At 35.5% G+C, this 18,981-nt stretch carries 19 protein-coding genes and 1 pseudogene; 15 read left to right on the plus strand and 5 right to left on the minus strand.

Features of this window, described 5'->3' with window-relative positions:
• Positions 1-9 precede the first annotated feature (9 nt).
• A complete protein-coding gene (locus AC2CGR_RS00975) occupies positions 10-987 on the plus strand; it encodes an HD domain-containing protein (protein ID WP_484480438.1) in 978 nt (325 codons plus the stop codon).
• Between the two features lie 39 nt (positions 988-1,026).
• Here the strand turns inward: AC2CGR_RS00975 and AC2CGR_RS00980 are convergent, their stop codons facing one another.
• Positions 1,027-1,359, minus strand: coding sequence for a winged helix-turn-helix transcriptional regulator (locus AC2CGR_RS00980; protein WP_484480439.1), 333 nt, complete (start codon positions 1,357-1,359; stop codon positions 1,027-1,029).
• Between the two features lie 135 nt (positions 1,360-1,494).
• On the opposite strand from AC2CGR_RS00980, the gene AC2CGR_RS00985 reads away from it, so the two are divergent.
• Entirely contained in the window at positions 1,495-2,874 is a 1,380-nt protein-coding gene (locus AC2CGR_RS00985) for an MFS transporter (RefSeq protein WP_484480440.1), read from the plus strand.
• Between the two features lie 40 nt (positions 2,875-2,914).
• Here AC2CGR_RS00985 and AC2CGR_RS00990 read toward each other — a convergent pair whose 3' ends face one another.
• Both AC2CGR_RS00990 and AC2CGR_RS00995 read right to left on the minus strand, forming a co-directional pair.
• The gene (locus AC2CGR_RS00990) at positions 2,915-4,033 is read right to left on the minus strand and encodes an anti-sigma factor (protein ID WP_484480441.1); all 1,119 of its coding nucleotides are present in this window, start codon (positions 4,031-4,033) and stop codon (positions 2,915-2,917) included.
• A gap of 5 nt (positions 4,034-4,038) precedes the next feature.
• On the minus strand, positions 4,039-4,542 hold the full coding sequence (locus AC2CGR_RS00995) for an RNA polymerase sigma factor (protein ID WP_270185395.1): 504 nt from the start codon (positions 4,540-4,542) through the stop codon (positions 4,039-4,041).
• Between the two features lie 118 nt (positions 4,543-4,660).
• Here AC2CGR_RS00995 and AC2CGR_RS01000 point away from each other — a divergent pair, with 118 nt between their 5' ends.
• Together AC2CGR_RS01000 and AC2CGR_RS01005 are read left to right on the plus strand one after the other, a co-directional pair.
• On the plus strand, positions 4,661-5,563 hold the full coding sequence (locus AC2CGR_RS01000; RefSeq protein ID WP_061659211.1) for an AraC family transcriptional regulator: 903 nt from the start codon (positions 4,661-4,663) through the stop codon (positions 5,561-5,563).
• Positions 5,564-5,623: 60 nt separating this feature from the next.
• Positions 5,624-5,989, plus strand: coding sequence for a VOC family protein (locus AC2CGR_RS01005; RefSeq protein WP_484480442.1), 366 nt, complete (start codon positions 5,624-5,626; stop codon positions 5,987-5,989).
• A 298-nt stretch (positions 5,990-6,287) separates the two neighbouring features.
• Here AC2CGR_RS01005 and AC2CGR_RS01010 read toward each other — a convergent pair whose 3' ends face one another.
• Both AC2CGR_RS01010 and AC2CGR_RS01015 read right to left on the minus strand, forming a co-directional pair.
• On the minus strand, positions 6,288-8,030 hold the full coding sequence (locus tag AC2CGR_RS01010) for a sensor histidine kinase (protein ID WP_484480443.1): 1,743 nt from the start codon (positions 8,028-8,030) through the stop codon (positions 6,288-6,290).
• 9 nt (positions 8,031-8,039) lie between these two features.
• The gene (locus AC2CGR_RS01015) at positions 8,040-8,744 is read right to left on the minus strand and encodes a response regulator transcription factor (protein WP_087965560.1); all 705 of its coding nucleotides are present in this window, start codon (positions 8,742-8,744) and stop codon (positions 8,040-8,042) included.
• Between the two features lie 135 nt (positions 8,745-8,879).
• Here AC2CGR_RS01015 and AC2CGR_RS01020 point away from each other — a divergent pair, with 135 nt between their 5' ends.
• The 11 genes and pseudogenes from AC2CGR_RS01020 to aceA all read left to right on the plus strand — a co-directional run bounded on the left by AC2CGR_RS01020 (position 8,880) and on the right by aceA (position 18,919).
• Positions 8,880-9,734, plus strand: a complete 855-nt coding sequence (locus tag AC2CGR_RS01020) for a CPBP family intramembrane glutamic endopeptidase (RefSeq protein WP_098224845.1) — start codon at positions 8,880-8,882, stop codon at positions 9,732-9,734.
• A gap of 1 nt (position 9,735) precedes the next feature.
• Positions 9,736-10,099: pseudogene (locus AC2CGR_RS01025) on the plus strand (hypothetical protein).
• A gap of 25 nt (positions 10,100-10,124) precedes the next feature.
• A complete protein-coding gene (locus AC2CGR_RS01030) occupies positions 10,125-10,424 on the plus strand; it encodes a hypothetical protein (protein ID WP_277479699.1) in 300 nt (99 codons plus the stop codon).
• 11 nt (positions 10,425-10,435) lie between these two features.
• Complete coding sequence (locus tag AC2CGR_RS01035; protein WP_044792689.1) at positions 10,436-10,624, plus strand: hypothetical protein; 189 nt, start codon at positions 10,436-10,438, stop codon at positions 10,622-10,624.
• Between the two features lie 135 nt (positions 10,625-10,759).
• A complete protein-coding gene (locus AC2CGR_RS01040) occupies positions 10,760-12,025 on the plus strand; it encodes a M48 family metallopeptidase (protein WP_484480444.1) in 1,266 nt (421 codons plus the stop codon).
• Between the two features lie 94 nt (positions 12,026-12,119).
• Positions 12,120-13,028, plus strand: coding sequence for a DMT family transporter (locus AC2CGR_RS01045; RefSeq protein ID WP_080448894.1), 909 nt, complete (start codon positions 12,120-12,122; stop codon positions 13,026-13,028).
• Positions 13,029-13,105: 77 nt separating this feature from the next.
• A complete protein-coding gene (locus tag AC2CGR_RS01050; RefSeq protein ID WP_087965548.1) occupies positions 13,106-13,777 on the plus strand; it encodes an S-layer homology domain-containing protein in 672 nt (223 codons plus the stop codon).
• A 411-nt stretch (positions 13,778-14,188) separates the two neighbouring features.
• A complete protein-coding gene (locus AC2CGR_RS01055) occupies positions 14,189-14,848 on the plus strand; it encodes an S-layer homology domain-containing protein (RefSeq protein ID WP_087965545.1) in 660 nt (219 codons plus the stop codon).
• A gap of 339 nt (positions 14,849-15,187) precedes the next feature.
• Positions 15,188-15,844 carry an S-layer homology domain-containing protein gene (locus tag AC2CGR_RS01060; protein WP_002194439.1) on the plus strand — a complete coding sequence of 219 codons (657 nt, stop codon included), beginning with the start codon at positions 15,188-15,190 and terminating at the stop codon, positions 15,842-15,844.
• Between the two features lie 184 nt (positions 15,845-16,028).
• The gene (aceB, locus tag AC2CGR_RS01065) at positions 16,029-17,618 is read left to right on the plus strand and encodes a malate synthase A (RefSeq protein WP_484480445.1); all 1,590 of its coding nucleotides are present in this window, start codon (positions 16,029-16,031) and stop codon (positions 17,616-17,618) included.
• 23 nt (positions 17,619-17,641) lie between these two features.
• Positions 17,642-18,919: an isocitrate lyase gene (aceA, locus tag AC2CGR_RS01070; RefSeq protein WP_087965541.1), complete on the plus strand. Its 1,278-nt coding sequence runs from the start codon at positions 17,642-17,644 to the stop codon at positions 18,917-18,919.
• Positions 18,920-18,981 lie beyond the last annotated feature (62 nt).

Below are 18,981 nucleotides of genomic sequence, written 5' to 3' on the forward strand. Positions count from 1 at the left end.
GGATTATAAGTGATCATATCAGATGTACTATACGGAGAATTTGAAGTGGATCCAGTAGTAGAAGAATTAATTGTAAGTAAGTCTGTGCAAAGACTTAAAGGTATTCATCAAAATGGCGCAAGCTACTTAATAAATGAGAACTGGAATGTAACGCGCTTTGATCATTCAGTTGGCGTTATGTTGTTAATTAAAAAACTCGGTGGCTCAGTAGAGGAACAAATTGCAGGTTTACTGCATGACGTATCACATACTGCTTTTTCTCATGTGATTGATTACGTTTTTGATAATAGAAATGAAAGTTATCATGAAGAGATATTTAGTTCTGTCGTGAAAAACTCAGAAATTCCAGCGATTCTTGCAAAGTATGGTTATAACTATGAGGATATTTTGTTAGATGATTCGAAGTGGACGTTACTTGAAAGGTCAGCACCAGAATTATGCGCAGACAGAGTGGATTATACGTTACGAGATATGTATACATACGGATATGTTTCTTTAGAAGAGGTTCATAGCTTTTTAGAGGATGTCATCGCTGTAGATGGGAAAATGGTTCTTCAAAGTATTGAAATGGCAGAGTGGTTTACAGAAACGTATTACAAAGAGGTAATCGATTTCTTTATGCAACCAATGAATATTTATGGAAATGATATGTTAGCAAAAACGCTAAAGTTAGCTCTACACAAAAAGGTTATTCATGCAGATGATTTTCTTCTTGAAGATGATGAGCTAATATCGAAATTGCAGCAATGTAGTGATGCAGAAGTACATGCTTTATTAAGAAAAGTCCATCCGAATGTAAAAGTAAAAGAAGATAGAAATGATTATGATTTATATCAGAACAATAAAGTACGTCTTATTGATCCTCCGTTACTTCGTGAAGGGGAAGTTGTTCCATCGTCTGTTGTGTCAGAAAACATAAGACGGATAAGTGATAGAGCTTATGAAAAAGCGGTGAGAGGGATGTATGTGAAAGTGATTTCGGATTAACAGAAAGAAGGTATCATCACATAAGATGATACCTTCTTTCTATTCATTTAATATTTTCCACTCATTTCCCCAATCCTTCATTGCGTCAAAAATAGGACGGAGTGTCTCCCCTTTTTTTGTTAGTGAATATTCCACATGAGGTGGCATAGTTGAATAGATTGTTCTCTTTATAATATTTTCTTGTTCAAGTTCTTTTAAGCGAAGAGATAGGGTGCGTGGGCTAATACCGTTTAGGCATCTTTCAAGCTCAGCAAAACGTTTAGGACCATAGAATAAATCTCTTAAAATTAAGAAAGTCCACTTTCCACCTATTACAGACATTGTTTTTTCAATGGGGCATTTTAATAAAATCTCTTCATTTACATTTTCCATATAAACACTCCTTACTATATAAAAGTATAGGTACTATATAAAAAATCAGTACTTTTATAAATGAAGTACTTTCTTTATTATAGTCCTAAAGGAATATATAGGTAAATTACTAGTTTTTGAAAGGGGAGTAAGCAAGTGAATGGGGTGGCTAGTAGAAATTTAGATGTTCAAACAAAAGAGAAATCAGGTATCGTCATTTTAATAACTTTGGCAATGGGTTTTATTATGGCTACATTAGATGTGACAGTAGTAAATGTTGCAGTAGTGAATATTCAGGAAACATTAGGACTGGCATTGTATAGTTCGACATGGATTGTCGACGGATATATTTTATCTTTTGCGGCATTATTACTCGCTGGAGGGGCATTGGCTAACCAATATGGAGCAAAAAATATGTATATGGTTGGTTTAATCATTTTTGTGTTCGCGTCTCTTTTATGTGCGGTTGCTACAACGGGGAACGCTCTTGTTATAGGGCGAATAATTCAAGGTGTTGGAGCGGCTTTATTTATGCCAAGTTCACTTAGTTTATTAGTATTATCGTTTCCGGATGAAAAGAAGAGAGCTAAAATGTTTGGGATATGGTCCGCAATTGTCTCCATTGCTTCTGGTACGGGTCCTTTTATTGGTGGCCTTTTAGTAAATACATTTGGTTGGCGGAGCATTTTTATTATAAACCTTCCAATTGGGGTTATCGGTGTTCTAATGGCCTTTGTAATTATTCCTAATGTATTACCGAAAAAGGAGAAAATAAATGTATTAAATCATTTAATCGGTATAACTACAATAACATTATTAGCTTTTACTCTAATTGAAGGTCCAAGTTATGGATGGTCCTCGTTTCAAATTTTAGGAGGAGTAGTGGGAACGGTATTAACTACTATTCTCTTTGTTTATACAGAACGAAAATCAAAAAACTCGGTTGTACCAAGAGTGTTGTTCCAAAACAAGACATTTAGCTCGGCGAATATAGTTGGATTTCTAATAAACTTTGCGTTATTTGGCGGCATATTTATGTTTGGACTCTTTTTGCAAAAAGCATATGGAGCAAGCCCGTTTGTAGCAGGACTACAACTATTGCCAATGATGAGTGTATTTGTTATTGGCAATGTATTATTTGCAAAAATGGTGACTAAGTTTAGCTCAAAATCGTTATTATTTATAGCGTTATTTATAGCGAGTATAGGATCTGTATTATTAATGCTTTTAGTAAATAATGTGAGTTACATAGGAATTGCAGTTATATATAGTATGGTTAACCTTGGAATAGGTATAGCTGTACCTGCCATGACTACAATTGTAATGAAATCTGCCGGTCGTGAAAATGGAAATATGGCTGGGGCAATTTTAAATGTAAATCGTCAAATCGGTGCATTAGTCGGTATAGCAATTATGGGAATCAATTTAAATGAATCATCAAGTTGGTACAGCGGAGCGAGCTATAGTTTTTTAGTTATTGGACTTTCCTATCTATGTGCAGCACTTTTAGTTTGGAAGTTTGTAGAGAAGGAATAAAAAAGGAGAGCATCACCCCTAGATGCTCTCCTTTTTCTCATCACTGATCAAACCAATTCCAAACCTCAATATCTCCAAGAGTCGCATAACGAACATGAGGTGAGCTTTGTAATTTTAATAACTCTTTTGACGGGCCTGTAATGACAATCCCGTATACTTTTACGCCGTTATCTTTTACATACTCATAACGCTTATCTAAGTTCAGCTCTTTTTCAGGAGTCCGAGTAGTTTTACTTACAGTTTCTTTATGTGTAGAGAGAATGCGCATCATTTCGATTACTTCATTTTCTTTTGTCTTTGGTCGTTCTGCTTCATTATCGGGGAGATTTATATGTTCTGAAAATCCGATAACCTCTCCGCCATGTAGGATGAAATCTTCTTCATCTATTCTTTCTTGCCCTGTGTTTAAAGCGTACCATAAAGGAGTAGGCGGCATTTCTTGTGCTTCAAATACGCTATATAAAAGGGATTCTACTTCTTGTAACGTGTAAGGTTTGTCAAAAGATATCGCTACTTCTGCAACGGTGCCCTCATGTATCTTTCCGAGTGTATCCCAAACTTTTTTAGAGATTTCTTTCAAATGATCATCTTGCTTTATTTTTGGGTGAACAAAGGAAAGTTTGTTGGAATAGGGTTTGTTTTCCCATGATTTATTTTTGACAGTTACAGATGATAAGAAGCTACGCGTTGTTACTGTACCGATTGGAATTTCTTTTTTGCCGACCGTTTTATATAAATCCATTTCATTTTCTGTACGGAAAAAGGGTTTGATTTTTGTACTGCCTCCAGTGGAACGACTATTTGGAATTGTTGCTTCTAGTGCGAGTGCTGGAATCTCATCTACTTCAGTTAACTTTTTCATATTATAGAAGTAAAGAGAAGATGAAAAGTGACCGACAAAATAGATTGCTATACAAACAGCGATAACAAAACTAACGGTTTGCCAACGTTGTTTCCATTTTATTTTCCAAAACGGGATTTTCAGGTTTTGTGGTGGTAGTCTTTTCTTTATTGGTTCATTCTTCAAAAGCAACTCATCTAAATAAGCTTCACACTCTTCACATGTCTCAATATGACTTTCTAACAGCTCTTGTTCATCATGCGTGAGCGTTCCGTTTTCGTACTTCTCCCATAGTTTTTTAAATGCTGTACAACCCATCTGTATCACTCCTTTATGTTTCTCGTTTCTTTTCGTCCGCGGTGTAATTCAATTTTTACTTTCGCTAATGAGAGACCGGTCATTTCTGCTATTTCCTTATACGAGAATCCGTAGTAATCTCGTAGTAACAGGACATTTCGTCTTTCAAGCGGAAGAGAAGATAAACCTTCTAACCAACTAGCGATCTCATGTTTTACGAAATAAGAGTGCTCTGTACTTGGCACGTTTGGTAAATGGAATTCTTCAATTTTCGTTGTTTTATATTTTTTCTCTTTTCGGTACCAATCGATAAAGGCGTTGTAGGCAATCGTAAATAACCACGGTCTAATTTCTTCGCCTTTGTAATAATCAATATGGACGAGCATTCGGTAAAAGGTTTCCTGCATGAGATCTTCAGCAAAATGAGAATCTCCGGTTAGGGAGAGAAGATAGCGAAATAAATCATGCATATGCTCTGAGTAAATGTCTTCTAATGATTGTTTGCGTTTCACTAATTTCCCTCCCTTCATACATAACAACGAAATACATATAAAAAAGTTACATTTGTTTTTAAAATTATAGTAAAAAACGTCAAGAATTGGATAAGATTCTCTTTTATCATAATACATATAAGGCGGGTGAACAGAGATGGAAAGCTATGAAACACAAATTCAAAGGTCCATTGATTATATTGAGGAAGATGTAATGGAAAAACAAACGCTGCGTAATTTAGCTCGCATTGCAGGTTTTTCTGAGTCGCATTTTCATCGTGTATTCCAGGCGTTAGTAGGTGATACGGTAATGGAGTATGTTCGAAAGAGGAGGTTAGCCCGGGCAGCTTATCAACTTTCTCATACGGATGAAAAAATTATTGATATTGCATTTGAGCATGGCTTTCAATCTCACGAAACGTTCACGAGAGCCTTTAAAAAATTATTTCAAATGACACCGAGTGAATATCGAAAGCAAGAAATAGAAACACCGATGTATTACAGCGTGAATGTAAAGCAAAGAAAATTAAATCCGTATTTAGGGGGCATACAAATGGAATATCGTATTGTAAATAAACCAGAATTTTTAGTGGCGGGTTATGAACTGAAGACGACAAGTAAAGAAGGGAAGAACCATCAGGACATTCCAGCATTTTGGCAAGAATATTTACAAAAAGATCTTGGAACGACGATTCCGAATCGTAAAGATACGAGTCAATGGGTAGAGCTTGGATTATGTACTGATTTTAATTTAGAAACAGGGGACTTCACTTATATTATTGGAATGGAAGTTACAGACTTTGAAAATGTACCAAATGAAATTGCAAAGCGTACGTTCCCAGCAGCGACATATGCAGTATTTACAACGCCGAAAGTTCCTCATGAAGAAATGGTATCGTCTATTCACCAAACGTGGAATGCTGTTTTCTCAGAATGGTTCCCGCATTCAGGCTATGAACATTGCGGCGTTACAGAGTTTGAATTATACGATGAGCGTTGCCACGAAGATAAAAGTGAGTTCGCTCAAGTAGAACTTTGGATACCGGTGAAGAAAAAATAATAGAGTGAGAGCGAGTCATTGAGAAATGGTTCGCTTTTTTATAAAGGGGGAAATGGGAAGATGTTCAAAAAATTAGAATGTGTATCTATACATACGAAGGATATAGAAAGATCCGTTTCTTTTTATAAAGAAATGGGAATGGAGCAAAACTGGGTTATAGAGAGAGAACTAGAAGAAGGGGTTATTTGGACGTTAATCGGATTGAAGTTTCCAGATGAGAAAAGTTCGGAGTTAGTAATAAGCAATCATCCGGATATTCATTTTATAGAAGTCGAAGTATTAGTAGAAGATGTGCAACAAACGTATGATAGTTTAAAAGATAATAAAGATGTAAAATGGATTCGCGAACCATTTCCAACAGAATCAGGACATGTTGCGGTAATGGAAGCACCTGATGAGAATGTGTTTGTGTTGGTAGGAAAATAGCTGAAATATGGAGTGACCTTTCATAGTGGGTTATGGAAGGTTATTTTTACTTTGTATAGTAGTAGGTTATTATTGTCGATTTTTGTCGGTAAGTCGATATATTTAGAAAATCGCCGATATATTGTGAGTTGCGCTGATATATTCAAAAAATCGCTGATATAATTCGAGTTGCGCTGATATATTCAAAAAATCGCCGATATAATTCGAGTTGCGCTGATATATTCAAAAAAATTGCCGATATAATTTCATATACCGCTGAACTCTCCCCAAAAAGAAAAGACGCCACATAGCGCCTTTTCTACGAACGAAACGGAAATACAAGTATAATTGTCGTTCCTTTTCCTAGTTCGCTATCGATAGAAATCGTTCCGTTATGAGCATGAACGAGCTGTTTTGTAATGGCGAGGCCAAGTCCCGTTCCGATGTTGCTTTCTTCTGTATTTGTTCCTCTGTAATATCGCTCAAATAGAAGCTCTTTCGTTTTATCATCCATTCCTTTTCCGTTATCTGAAATAGAGAGTGTAAATGAAGTAGCGTTTTGCGAAAGTTTTACGATGACATTAGTCGTTTCATTATTATGTTTTACCGCGTTTACGAGTAAGTTTTCGATAATACGCTGGAACCATTTTTCTTCAATGAAATATTGAATTTTATTTGAGCTTGGTACGAATTCAATATTTTGATTTTGAAGTGTCGGATTATTAATGAATTGTAATAATACTTTTTGGACGAATTGATTCATTTCAATGTTTACATGCTGCGCAGGAAGACTGTTGTTTTTTAATTGATACGTTAAGCTTAAATCATCAATTAATGTAGTCATATATTGAGATTTCTCTTTCATAACACTACCAAATTGTTGAATGTCACGATCAGTCCAGTTATACTGTTTTGATTCTAGTAATAATGCATAGCCATATATAGAACTAAGTGGCGTTTTTAAATCGTGCGTTAGACCAGTAATCCATTCTTCCCGTGTTTGCTGCAGTACTTGCCTCATCGCATCATTTTTTTGGAGTGTAATAGAAAGGTGCTCTAGTGAACTTGTAACATCTCGAAACAAGCGGAATGACCATTTTTCTTTACCAGATCGCCTGAATCTGATAGGTTTCCCTTTTTTACTAACAGGTTCTTCGTACTTTCCACCAGCGATATTTTTAAGCCAGCGCATCGCATGTAATAACGGTTTTCCAAATTTATTACCGTACCAAATAGAAAGAATGACTAAATAAACAAATACGATAAGAAGGATTAATCCGCATCCGATTAGAAACTTTTTAGTAAATACATCGTCTATTTCATCATCTGGGTAGTAGTGCTCATTTTTGGCAGTTACAACAAGGAGATGATTGCTATTTGTGTCATAAAAGCTAGACGTGTTTTCTTTATGATTCCACGGTTCTTTTTCACTAAGAGCGGCTTGTATAACAGAAAATGTTTTTTTCTTTCCGTTTGGATAGGAGAATACTTCTTCGCCAACGCTATTAAAGATTTGAAGTGTTGCTTTTTCTTTAGAAAGTAACTGTTTTTCTTCTTCTGTTAATGTGAACGAATCCGTAGATACAGAAGGGTGCGTTTTTTGGATTGTTTTTAGTAATGCATTGCTTTTTAACATACCGCCGTAAATAACAAGTACATTCTTTTCTTCTAATTCAATTTCCCAATATGTAAATGTATAAGGGCTTTCTATGTGATTCTGTATATACGAGAATAAAGATGCTTTCGTATAAGATGTTGGTACGTCACTAGGTGTATTAAAGTGATAGAGAACTTTTCCGTTTTCCTCTACAACTTGAATCCAATCATTTTTCTCCTTAATTAAGTCTTTTACTTCAGCTTTTAACGAAATATCGCCATCTTCTGAAGAGATATATCTTGCAATCATAAAATTATCAGAATCTGGAATATTCGGTTCATATGAAGTACTCGTAACAAGAAAAATTAAATAAGTGAAAGCAGCTACTACAGCAATCAGTAATGTAACTAAAACGAATACGTGTTGCAGGATAAATTGGATAATAAGTCGTTTATTAAAGTTCATATCGTCACCCTACTTTGTAATGAACTTATAGCCAAGTCCGCGAACGGTTTTTATATATTCGGGTTTACTTGGATCTTGTTCAATTTTTTCACGTAGTTTTCGAATGTGAACCATAACGGTATTATCATCGCCATTATAGGCAGGTGCTCCCCAAACTTTTTCGTATATTTCTTCTTTCGAAAATACGTAGTTCGGATTCTCGCAAAAGAAGAGTAGTAGCTGAAATAGCTGGGCGGAACATTCGACAATACGTCCATTTACTGTAAGTTCTGCGGAATGTTGATCAATTTCAAATCTACCAAATGAACTGGCGTGTGCTTTTTGTTCGTGTGGCATGACTTGCTTCATATGTCTTCGGAGTTGTGCTTTCATACGAGCTACTACCTCAAGTGGATTAAATGGCTTCGTAATATAATCATCTGCACCGTGTGAAAATCCAGATATTTTATCTAAATCAGATGTTTTAGCTGTGAGGAAGAAGATAGGACAATCTGTTTTTTGGCGAATGACCGGACAAATATCAAATCCAGATTGTCCAGGAAGCATGACATCTAAAATAATTAAATCGTAATCGTTTTGCTGAGTAAGAGATAAAGCCATTTCAGCTGATGTTGCAGTTGTAATATGAGAAAAACCTTCTTTTTCAAGAATGGTAGTTAGTAATTGTAAAATTGCTGTTTCATCATCAACGAGCAAAATATTTGCTTCATACATAAAAAATCCCTCCTAATTTCCTCGAATATCATATCATCTTTCTGTAACTTATGGAATTTTTAAGGAAATTTTAAGGTTTTCTTTCTCAAAAAATTAAGAATCAAATGATATGATAAAAGTAACATAGGGGAGGAGATGAGTGTGAATCCGTTTCAAACGATGCGAGCTAGATATTTTTTAATTGTATTTACACTATTAACTTTAGTTGCAAGAGCCAGTAATGAATTGATAGAAAATACATTTCATATGCAAAATTCTACTTTTATAAATATTCTTATATTCTATATTCTGCCGATTATGTGGATCTTTTTTGAGTATAGAAAACACCGTGTTTCATTTTCATTATTTATTAATAGAAATGAAACATTTAACCTGGTGCAAGTTTTATACATTACGATTATGTTATGTGTGTTTAGTTATGGATATCTTATTTTGTACATGTATAGCTTTGCATGGATTACACCGGCATTTATTATGAACGCATTACGTGAACCGATTATAGATAGCACTGGGGGATATGTCTATCAAGTTATTATGGTCGTATTCATCGCACCAATCATTGGGGAATTCGTTTTTCGGGGATTTTTACTGCAACGCTTTGCAGCAAAATGGGGAACGAGTATAGCAATCATTGTTGTAGCGATATTATTTGCATTGTTACACGTTGATTTCCTAGGTGCAGTTGTATTTAGCGTTGTACTATCAATCGTATATATTCGTACGAACAGCTTACTCATGCCAATTGCTATTCACATGTTAAACAATGCATTTGTAATCGGCGTTTCTTTTTTAATAAATAAAGAAGAGATAATGAGTTTTGCAGATTTCTCAAATTATACGACGTTCTTTCCAGGACTTATTATTTTTATAACAGGATTAAACTTAGTACTTATCTTTTTATTTGTTAACCGAAAGTATTGGAGTAAAGAAATGCCCGCTATATATGTAGAGCAGGAAAAAAGCTTTTCAGACGTAGTGGGGAGTAAATGAGATGAAGAAGACGATTGAAAGAATATTGAAAGACATTATAGATGCTACGTCTATTACAGATATGTGTGATAAAAGCGTTTGTCATTGGCTGCAACCTTGTAGTAGATACGATTGTGTTTCCAGAGTATTACTTATTTTCTAGTACGCATGTAAAAGAAAGTATTATTTCTCTTCTTATTGTGTTAGGGGGGTTACTAATATTTGGTCTAGTTATAGAAGAAATGATGAAGCGCATCTTCAGAAAAAATGAAGAGAAGTATATGTGGGTTGATAAAGTATTCGAGAAAGTAATAGTGGCTTTCCTTTTGTTTTATAGTATGAAAACAATCATTTACTTTATAGCTTTGAAACATCATTCATTCTAAATTTGAAAGGGATGTATAAAATTATATGAATGAAACGATATCATCAAATAAGTTTTTTTATTTGATTGTGCTTAGTATAGTACTGATAACGACAGCTAATGTTATTCTTCGCTGGGAGGAAGCTTATTTCTTTATGTATTTAGCACTTCATTTGTTAGGGATTTTATGTATTAGTGGCGGAGTAGTTGCTGAAAAAAAGAGTGAAGAAAGCGTTAATTATATGTGTGTGACCGGTCTTATTTTACTTTTAGCTGTACAAGGTATTATGAAATATAGTTCTTTTTCTTTACAAGATTTTAGTTTATTAGTGGATGTACTTCCTTAAGGGGGCGCGTTATGCTATCTAAGAAGCAAATAGGATACGTACTAGTTTTAATTGGATTTTTTACGCTTATTGTAACGACTTTATTTTTTCAAGACTATGAATATATACGCTATATAAAAGGTGTTGGCTTAATATGTTGGGTTGTAAGTACGTTTCTTATCCCAGAGTATGAACCGAAGAAAGTGTCTAAAGGTAGGTAAAACTCTTCTTTATGTAGAAGAGTTTTTTTATATCAAATAGAGGGTTCTCGAGCAAGTTGCGTAATAAGCTTGTTCTAATTTAGCATGTACGAACTTACAATAATAATAGACAGGCAGCATAGAGGAGGGAATAGCGTGAGGAAGGTTATCGGGTGGTCACTTTTTTTGTACGTTGGGTTTGCATTATTTATATATTGGTATTTATTTGGATGGAATCATGAACTGATTCCGGACATGTATAAAGGAACGAGTGCAGATCCAGAAACGTTTATGAATGCAAGAGAGCTTACGCTAAGCCAAGATTATTCGCGCGTGAAAAATTTACTGTATTTTTTAGCAACGCCTCTTGAATGGATTATTTTATTATTTGTACTTGTGCTCAGTATTTCAAAAAAGTTTGAGAAATGGTCGAAGGAAACGACGAAAATAAGTATCCTGCAAGTTGCGATTTATTTCTTTTATTTATCATTACTTACAACAGTTCTTGCCCTGCCAATGCAATGGATTAGCCGAAAAGTTTCTGTTGATTACGGTATTTCCACGCAAAGTACACAAAGCTGGATAAAAGATCATGTTATCGGTTTTTGGGAGAGCTATGCGACTATGTTAATTGTAGTTGCCGTTCTGTTATGGCTTATCCGTAAATTCCCGAAGAGATGGTGGTTAGCAGGATGGGCACTCTCTGTTCCGTTTACAATCTTTTTAACCTTCATACAGCCTGTCGTGATTGATCCACTGTATAACGACTTCTCGACGCTGAAAAATAAAGAATTAGAAACGAAAATTTTAGCGATAGCAGACAAAGCCGATATTCCAGCAAAACACGTATATGAAGTAAATATGTCGGAAAAAACGAATGCGTTAAATGCTTACGTAACAGGAATTGGGCCTAATGCCCGTATTGTAATGTGGGATACAACGCTTAAGCAATTAAAAGATAAAGAGATTTTATTTATAATGGCTCATGAAATGGGACATTATGTTATGAAACATATATATTGGGGCGTTGCGAGTTATGTGTTGCTATCGTTTATAGGGATGTACCTCATTAGTCGTATTATAAATATGTGTATTCGAAAATGGGGGAATACGCTGCAAATTTCAAAAGTAGCATGTTTCTCAATTTTACCTTTATTTTTCTTAATTTCTTCTGTACTCTCTTTTGCATCACAGCCAGCAACAAACTATGTTTCTCGTATAGAAGAACGAGCGGCAGATCAATACGCTCTAGATATGACGAAGGACGGAAAATCTGGTGTGAAGACATTTCAATATTTATCAAAAACGAGTTTAAGCCAAGTAAATCCGCCTGCGTTAGTGAAGTTTTTCTTATACACACATCCACCGATTTTTGAAAGAATTCATACGTTTGAACAATATGAAAAAGAAAAGAAGCAGTAGTGTACTGCTTCTTTTTTGTGGGTTATTCGAATTTTGGAAAATTATAGTGTATAATATATGGAATATTCAGTGAAATGTTTAGGAGGTTAATATTTTGTTTCATTCAAAATCAATGCCAGCTATAAAAATGATCCTTTCGATGTCTATTTTCGGGTCAATTGGATTTTTTTCTGTTCAAACAGGTTTACCGTCTTTTGAATTAGTATTCGTTCGTTGCATTTGTGCGACAATATTTTTAGCATTATGTTGGCTCGTAACAGGACAATATAAAAGTGAGCAATGGAATAAAAAAGAAGTTATGCAAATATTAGCATGCGGTGTATTTCTCGTTTTTAATTGGGTATTTCTATTTAAAGCGTTTGAAGTTATGTCGATTACAATTGCGATTTCAGTTTACCATCTGGCACCCATTATCGTATTAATGATTGGTAGTATCGTATTTAAAGAGAGACTTACAATGTTTGCTGTTTTGTCTATTGCCATTTGTTTTATCGGTACAGTTCTAGTAGCTGGTGTAGATGGAAATGTATCGCTTGAGAAACTGATGTCATCTGGTATGGTATGGGCACTCCTTGCGGCACTATTTTATGCTTTTACTACTTTACTAGGAAAAGGAATTCAACATACGAGCGCATATGCGATGACATTTTTACAAACATTTTTAGGTATATTTTTATTGCTACCATTCGTAGACTTTGGCAAGTTTCAAGGGTTAACAGAGATGAACTGGATGATGATTACAGCGACAGGTCTTATACATACTGGATTTGTATATTACTTATTTTTTGACAGTTTAAGAGATTTATCTACTAGAATGATTTCTGTGTTAGTATTTTTAGATCCTGCTGTTGCAATACTATTAGATACAGTCTTTACTGGATTTAGACCGACTAGTATGCAAGTAGTAGGGATTATCCTTATATTTGTAGGAATGGCCTTTACTTTTCGAAAAACGAAAGGTGAAAAAATAGTGGTAGAAGAAAAAATGTATTCGGAATTGTAAATAATTTGATTGTATTCTATTGATAATTTCCATATTTTCTGTAAAACAAACGAGTAGGAAAATAAAGGAAAAGGTAGATGAGAGAGATGAAAAAGCTAGTAAAGATCGCGACATCACTAACTTTAATGGGGGGGATATTTGTAAGTGCAAATGGTGTGTCTGCAAATACAGATGTTACGCAAAAATCTAGTCCTAATATTATGATAGAGTTTGATGATGTAACAACAGATCATTGGGCATATGATGAAATTACAAATTTAGTATATCATCGCATTATGTATGGCTATGGAAATGGTAAGTTTGGGACAGAAGATAATATCACACGTGAACAGGCAGCGGCAGTGCTACATCGTGCACTTGGTTTAAAAAGAAGTGTATTTGATGCGAATCCATATGGGGATATTAGCGGGAAGTCAACAATGTTCCCTTACGAAATTTTACATTTAACAAATATCGGTATTTTTAAAGGCGACGAAAATGGAAATTTCCGTCCGAAAGATACACTGACTCGTGCAGAATTAGCACAAATTTTAACGAAAGCTTATGAGTTGAAAGCGAAGAGTCCGCATACATTTACAGATATACCAGAAAACCATTGGGCAAGAGATGCAATTAGCGCATTACAGTCTAATAAAGTAGCGGTAGGAACGGGAGATGGCAAGTTCGAGCCAGAAATGCTTGTTACACGCGGGCAATTTGCGAAGTTTTTACAACGATCAATTGATAATTCTCCAGGGAAAATGGAATAGATAAAGTGAAAGCTCATAATGTGTAGGAGAGGTATCTGCCGCTTATTATGAGCTTTTATTAATAGAGAGGTTAATATTGTCGTATGTTGTAGTTAAGTCGATATAAATGCATTTTTTGTCTAGAAAATGAACGTTTAAAATGTGAAGGATTTCTTTTGAAAAAAGTAGAATATTTATACTATAGAAACACCTTTACATGAATACAGGAAAGAGAAGTGATTTGCGTACAATTCGGCATAAAAGTTGAAATCGAGAGCGAATTGGCTCTCCTTTAGTAGTGATTTTCACAATAATAGATTTTTTAAATGTAATATATTGCATAATGGGTACAAAAGCAACATATGTAATATTGGAAAGGATTTCAGTCTATTATTTTCCGTTTTTTCAAATGGAGATAAAGGGGAGAGGGCAATGAAGAAGAACATGTTACGTATAATGGCAACGGTAACTATTATGGGCGGCTTGTTTATAAGTACGACTGTTCCAAACGTAAAAGCAGAAGAATATCCAGAAATGATTGTATTTGATGATGTTCCAGTAAACCACTGGGCATATGACGATATAATGGACGTAGTATACAATAAAGTAATGTTAGGCTATGGAAATGGTAAGTTTGGTGTAGGAGATAATGTAACACGAGAACAAGTAGCTGCAGTACTCTATCGTACATTGAATTTGAAAAAAGAAGGACCTTTAAAAAATCCATACAAAGATATTTCAGAGCGGGCTACATTCTTTTTAGATGAAATTTTAGTATTAACAAAGCATGGTATTTTTGAAGGCGATGAAAAAGGAAATTTTAGACCAGCCGCACCAGTAACACGTGCAGAAATGGCGCAAATTCTTACGAAGGCATTTACATTTGAAGTGAAGAAGAACCATACATTTAAAGATGTACCAAATAATCATTGGGCAAAAAATGCGATTAGTGCACTGCAGTCTAATCATGTCATAGTAGGAACAGGGAATGGGAAATTTGAACCGAATAAAGTTGTAACACGTGAGCAATATGCAACGTTTTTAAATAAAGCTGTTTTTTATTTTCCAGTAAAAGATGAGAATTATGAATGAAAGTTAAAATATAAGGATGTTTAAATTATATTAATATAATATATATCGAGAAAAAAGCGTGGGAATTCCACGCTTTTTTCTTATTTTAAGTTATTTATAAGTATATCGATTTGCTATTTGTAATTTAGTTGTTGGAATTTAGTGGATAAGGAGAAAATGAATAAAGTAACTTTTTAATGGTTAAATATACGATTTAGTAACTTTATTATTAATAGGGTGTAAATAAAAGTATATGAAATATAGTTCATAAATTAGACAAAAATCACATGGGAATTGTATTGTTACGATTCCATTAATTCTTTATATTAGAAAAAAATATGTTTTTAGGGAGAGAATACTTTGAAGAAAAAAATTCTAAAAGTAGCAACAGCTTTAACAATTATGGGGGGAGTAGCATTTGGTGCTGAAGGGACAACAGCAAAAGCTGAATTAGCTGCAAAGCCACAACAAGCAAGTCAGGCAATTTTTAAAGATGTGCCAGCAGGACATTGGTCTTATGAAGCAATTCAAACTTTAGCAGAGCAAGAAATTATGCTTGGTTATGGAAACGGGATGTTTGGTTTTGGACATAATGTAACTCGTGAACAAGTAGCTGCTTTAATTTATCGTGCGCTTGATCTTGATGAAGAATTTGGTGAAGATGAGGAATTAGAAAGCCCGTATAATGATATTGTTGATGATAACTCAACGATGTTTCCTTTCGAAGTGTTAGCAGTAACAGAATTAGGTATTTTTACAGGTGACGAGAAAGGAAACTTCAGACCGAAAGATACGTTAACACGTGCAGAAATGGCGCAAGTTCTTACGAGAGCATTCGGACTACAAGTAAAAGGATCAGCAGGATTTAAAGATGTACCAAAAGGACATTGGGCAGAAAATGCGATTAATGCAGTAGGTTCAAATGGTATTTCAATAGGAGATGGGAAGGGTAACTTTGCTCCGAACATGAAAGTAACACGTGAACAATATGCGCAGTTCTTATTTAGAGCGCTTTAATAAAAAAGGGGTCAGTGTTGTATAACACTGGCCTTTTTTTTATGTGTAATACCAGTGAAAGAATACAGTTTTATAAAAAATCAATTAAATTTTCAAAAAAAACTTCCTTTTCTGAAGATTTGTTATATAATATAAAACATAAAATCAAATCTGTTATAAAACAGTTTAAGAAGGGGATGCTAATATGTCGACGCAAACTTCACGGGTTACATTGCCCGGAGAAATGTTGCCAGCGTACAACGAAATATTGACACCTGAGGCGCTTTGTTTTTTGAAGGAACTACATGGAAATTTCAATGAGCGCCGCATAGAACTTTTACAAAAGCGTGCGGAGAAACAAAAGAGAATTGATGCAGGGGAGTTTCCGAAGTTTTTAGAAGAAACGAAGCACATACGTGAAGCGGATTGGACAATTGCTAAATTGCCAAAAGATTTAGAGGATCGCCGCGTAGAGATTACTGGCCCAGTAGATAGAAAGATGGTTATTAACGCTTTAAATTCAGGAGCACATCTTTTTATGGCGGATTTTGAAGATTCGAATTCACCAACTTGGGAAAATGCGATTGAAGGTCAAATAAACTTACGAGATGCAGTAAAGGGAACGATTTCACATAAAAATGAAAACGGAAAAGAATATCGTTTAAATAGTAAAACAGCAGTGTTAATTGTGCGTCCAAGAGGATGGCATTTAGAAGAAAAACATATGCAAGTTGATGGGAAAAATATGTCTGGTAGCTTAGTAGATTTCGGACTTTATTTTTTCCATAATGCGAAAGCTCTTTTAGCAAAAGGAAGCGGTCCATACTTTTACTTACCGAAAATGGAAAGCTATTTAGAAGCAAGGTTATGGAATGATGTTTTCGTATTTGCTCAAAAATATATCGGTATTCCACACGGAACGATTAAAGCAACCGTATTACTGGAAACGATTCACGCTTCGTTTGAAATGGATGAAATTTTGTATGAGCTTAAAGAACATTCTGCTGGATTAAATTGCGGAAGATGGGACTATATTTTTAGTTTTCTAAAAGGTTTCCGTAATCATAATGAATTTTTACTTCCAGATAGAGCGCAAGTCACGATGACGGCGCCGTTTATGCGCGCGTATTCTTTGAAAGTAATTCAAACGTGCCATCGTCGTAATGCACCGGCTATTGGGGGAATGGCAGCACAAATTCCGATTAAAAACAATCCAGAAGCGAATGAAGCAGCTTTTGAAAAAGTACGTGCGGATAAGGAGCGCGAAGCTTTAGACGGTCATGACGGGACTTGGGTTGCCCACCCGGGACTTGTACCAGTCGCGATGGAAGTATTTAATCATATTATGAAAACGCCGAATCAAATTTTTAGAAAACGTGAAGAAATACATGTTACAGAAAAGGATTTATTAGAAGTACCAGTGGGAACGATTACAGAAGAGGGGCTTCGCCTGAATATTAGCGTAGGCATTCAATATATAGCATCTTGGTTAAGCGGACGGGGAGCAGCACCAATTTATAACTTAATGGAAGATGCGGCAACAGCGGAAATTTCTAGGGCACAAGTATGGCAATGGATTCGCCATGAAGGTGGAAAATTAAATGATGGCCGTAATATTACACTTGAATTAATGGAAGAGCTAAAAGAAGAAGAGTTAGCAAAAATAGAAAGAGAGATTGGTAAAGAAGCCTTTAAGAAAGGGAGATTCCAAGAGGCGACAACGTTATTTACAAATCTCGTTCGGAATGATGAATTTGTACCATTTTTAACATTACCGGGTTATGAAATTTTATAAAAAGTGAAAAGGGGATGGAACAAATGAAAAACGAAAGAATCGAGAAATTACAAGAGAGTTGGGAACTAGATACGCGTTGGAAAGGGATCACACGTCCATATTCGGCAGAAGATGTAATTCGCCTGCGCGGGTCAATTGATATTGAACATACGTTAGCGCGCCGCGGTGCTGAAAAGCTTTGGGCATCGCTTCATACGGAAGATTACATTAATGCACTTGGCGCATTAACAGGAAACCAAGCGATGCAGCAAGTAAAAGCTGGGTTAAAAGCAATTTATTTAAGTGGATGGCAAGTAGCAGCAGATGCGAACCTTTCTGGCCATATGTATCCAGACCAAAGTTTATATCCAGTGAACAGCGTACCTGCTGTAGTAAAACGAATTAATCAAACACTTCAACGTGCGGATCAAATTCAGCATATGGAAGGAAGCGGTGATACAGATTATTTCGTACCGATTGTAGCAGATGCAGAAGCTGGATTTGGCGGACAATTAAATGTATTTGAGCTGATGAAAGGTATGATTGAAGCAGGTGCATCTGGCGTGCACTTTGAAGATCAATTATCTTCAGAGAAAAAATGCGGTCATTTAGGCGGAAAAGTATTACTACCAACGCAAACAGCGGTGCGTAATTTAATTTCGGCACGCCTTGCTGCAGATGTAATGGGAGTACCGACAATTATCGTTGCAAGAACAGATGCGGATGCAGCAGATTTAATTACGAGTGATATCGATCCTGTTGATAAAGCGTTTATTACAGGAGAAAGAACACCAGAAGGATTTTACCGTACGAAAGCAGGTCTTGATCAAGCGATTGCACGTGGTTTAGCATACGCTCCTTACGCAGACCTCGTTTGGTGTGAAACATCTGAACCAAATTTAGAAGATGCAAAACGATTTGCGGACGCAATTCATAAAGAGCATCCAGGGAAATTGCTTGCATACAATTGTTCCCCTTCATTTAACTGGAAACAAAAACTAGATGAGAAAACAATTGCGAGCTTCCAAAAAGAAATCGCATCTTACGGTTATAAGTTCCAGTTCGTAACACTTGCTGGATTCCACTCATTAAACTACGGCATGTTCGAATTAGCACGCGGCTATAAAGAGCGCGGCATGGCAGCTTACTCTGAACTACAACAAGCAGAATTCGCAGCAGAAAAACACGGCTACTCTGCAACTCGTCATCAACGAGAAGTAGGAACAGGTTACTTTGATGAAGTAGCACAAGTAATTACAGGCGGTACTTCATCAACGACAGCATTAAAAGGATCTACGGAAGAGGCGCAGTTTACGAAATAAAAGGAAGGGGCACCTTTTTAAAAGGTGCCCCTTGTTATTTTTTAAACGATGCGAGAGTAAAT

The sequence above is a fragment of the Bacillus sp. LSHTCR4 genome, from assembly GCF_057197025.1.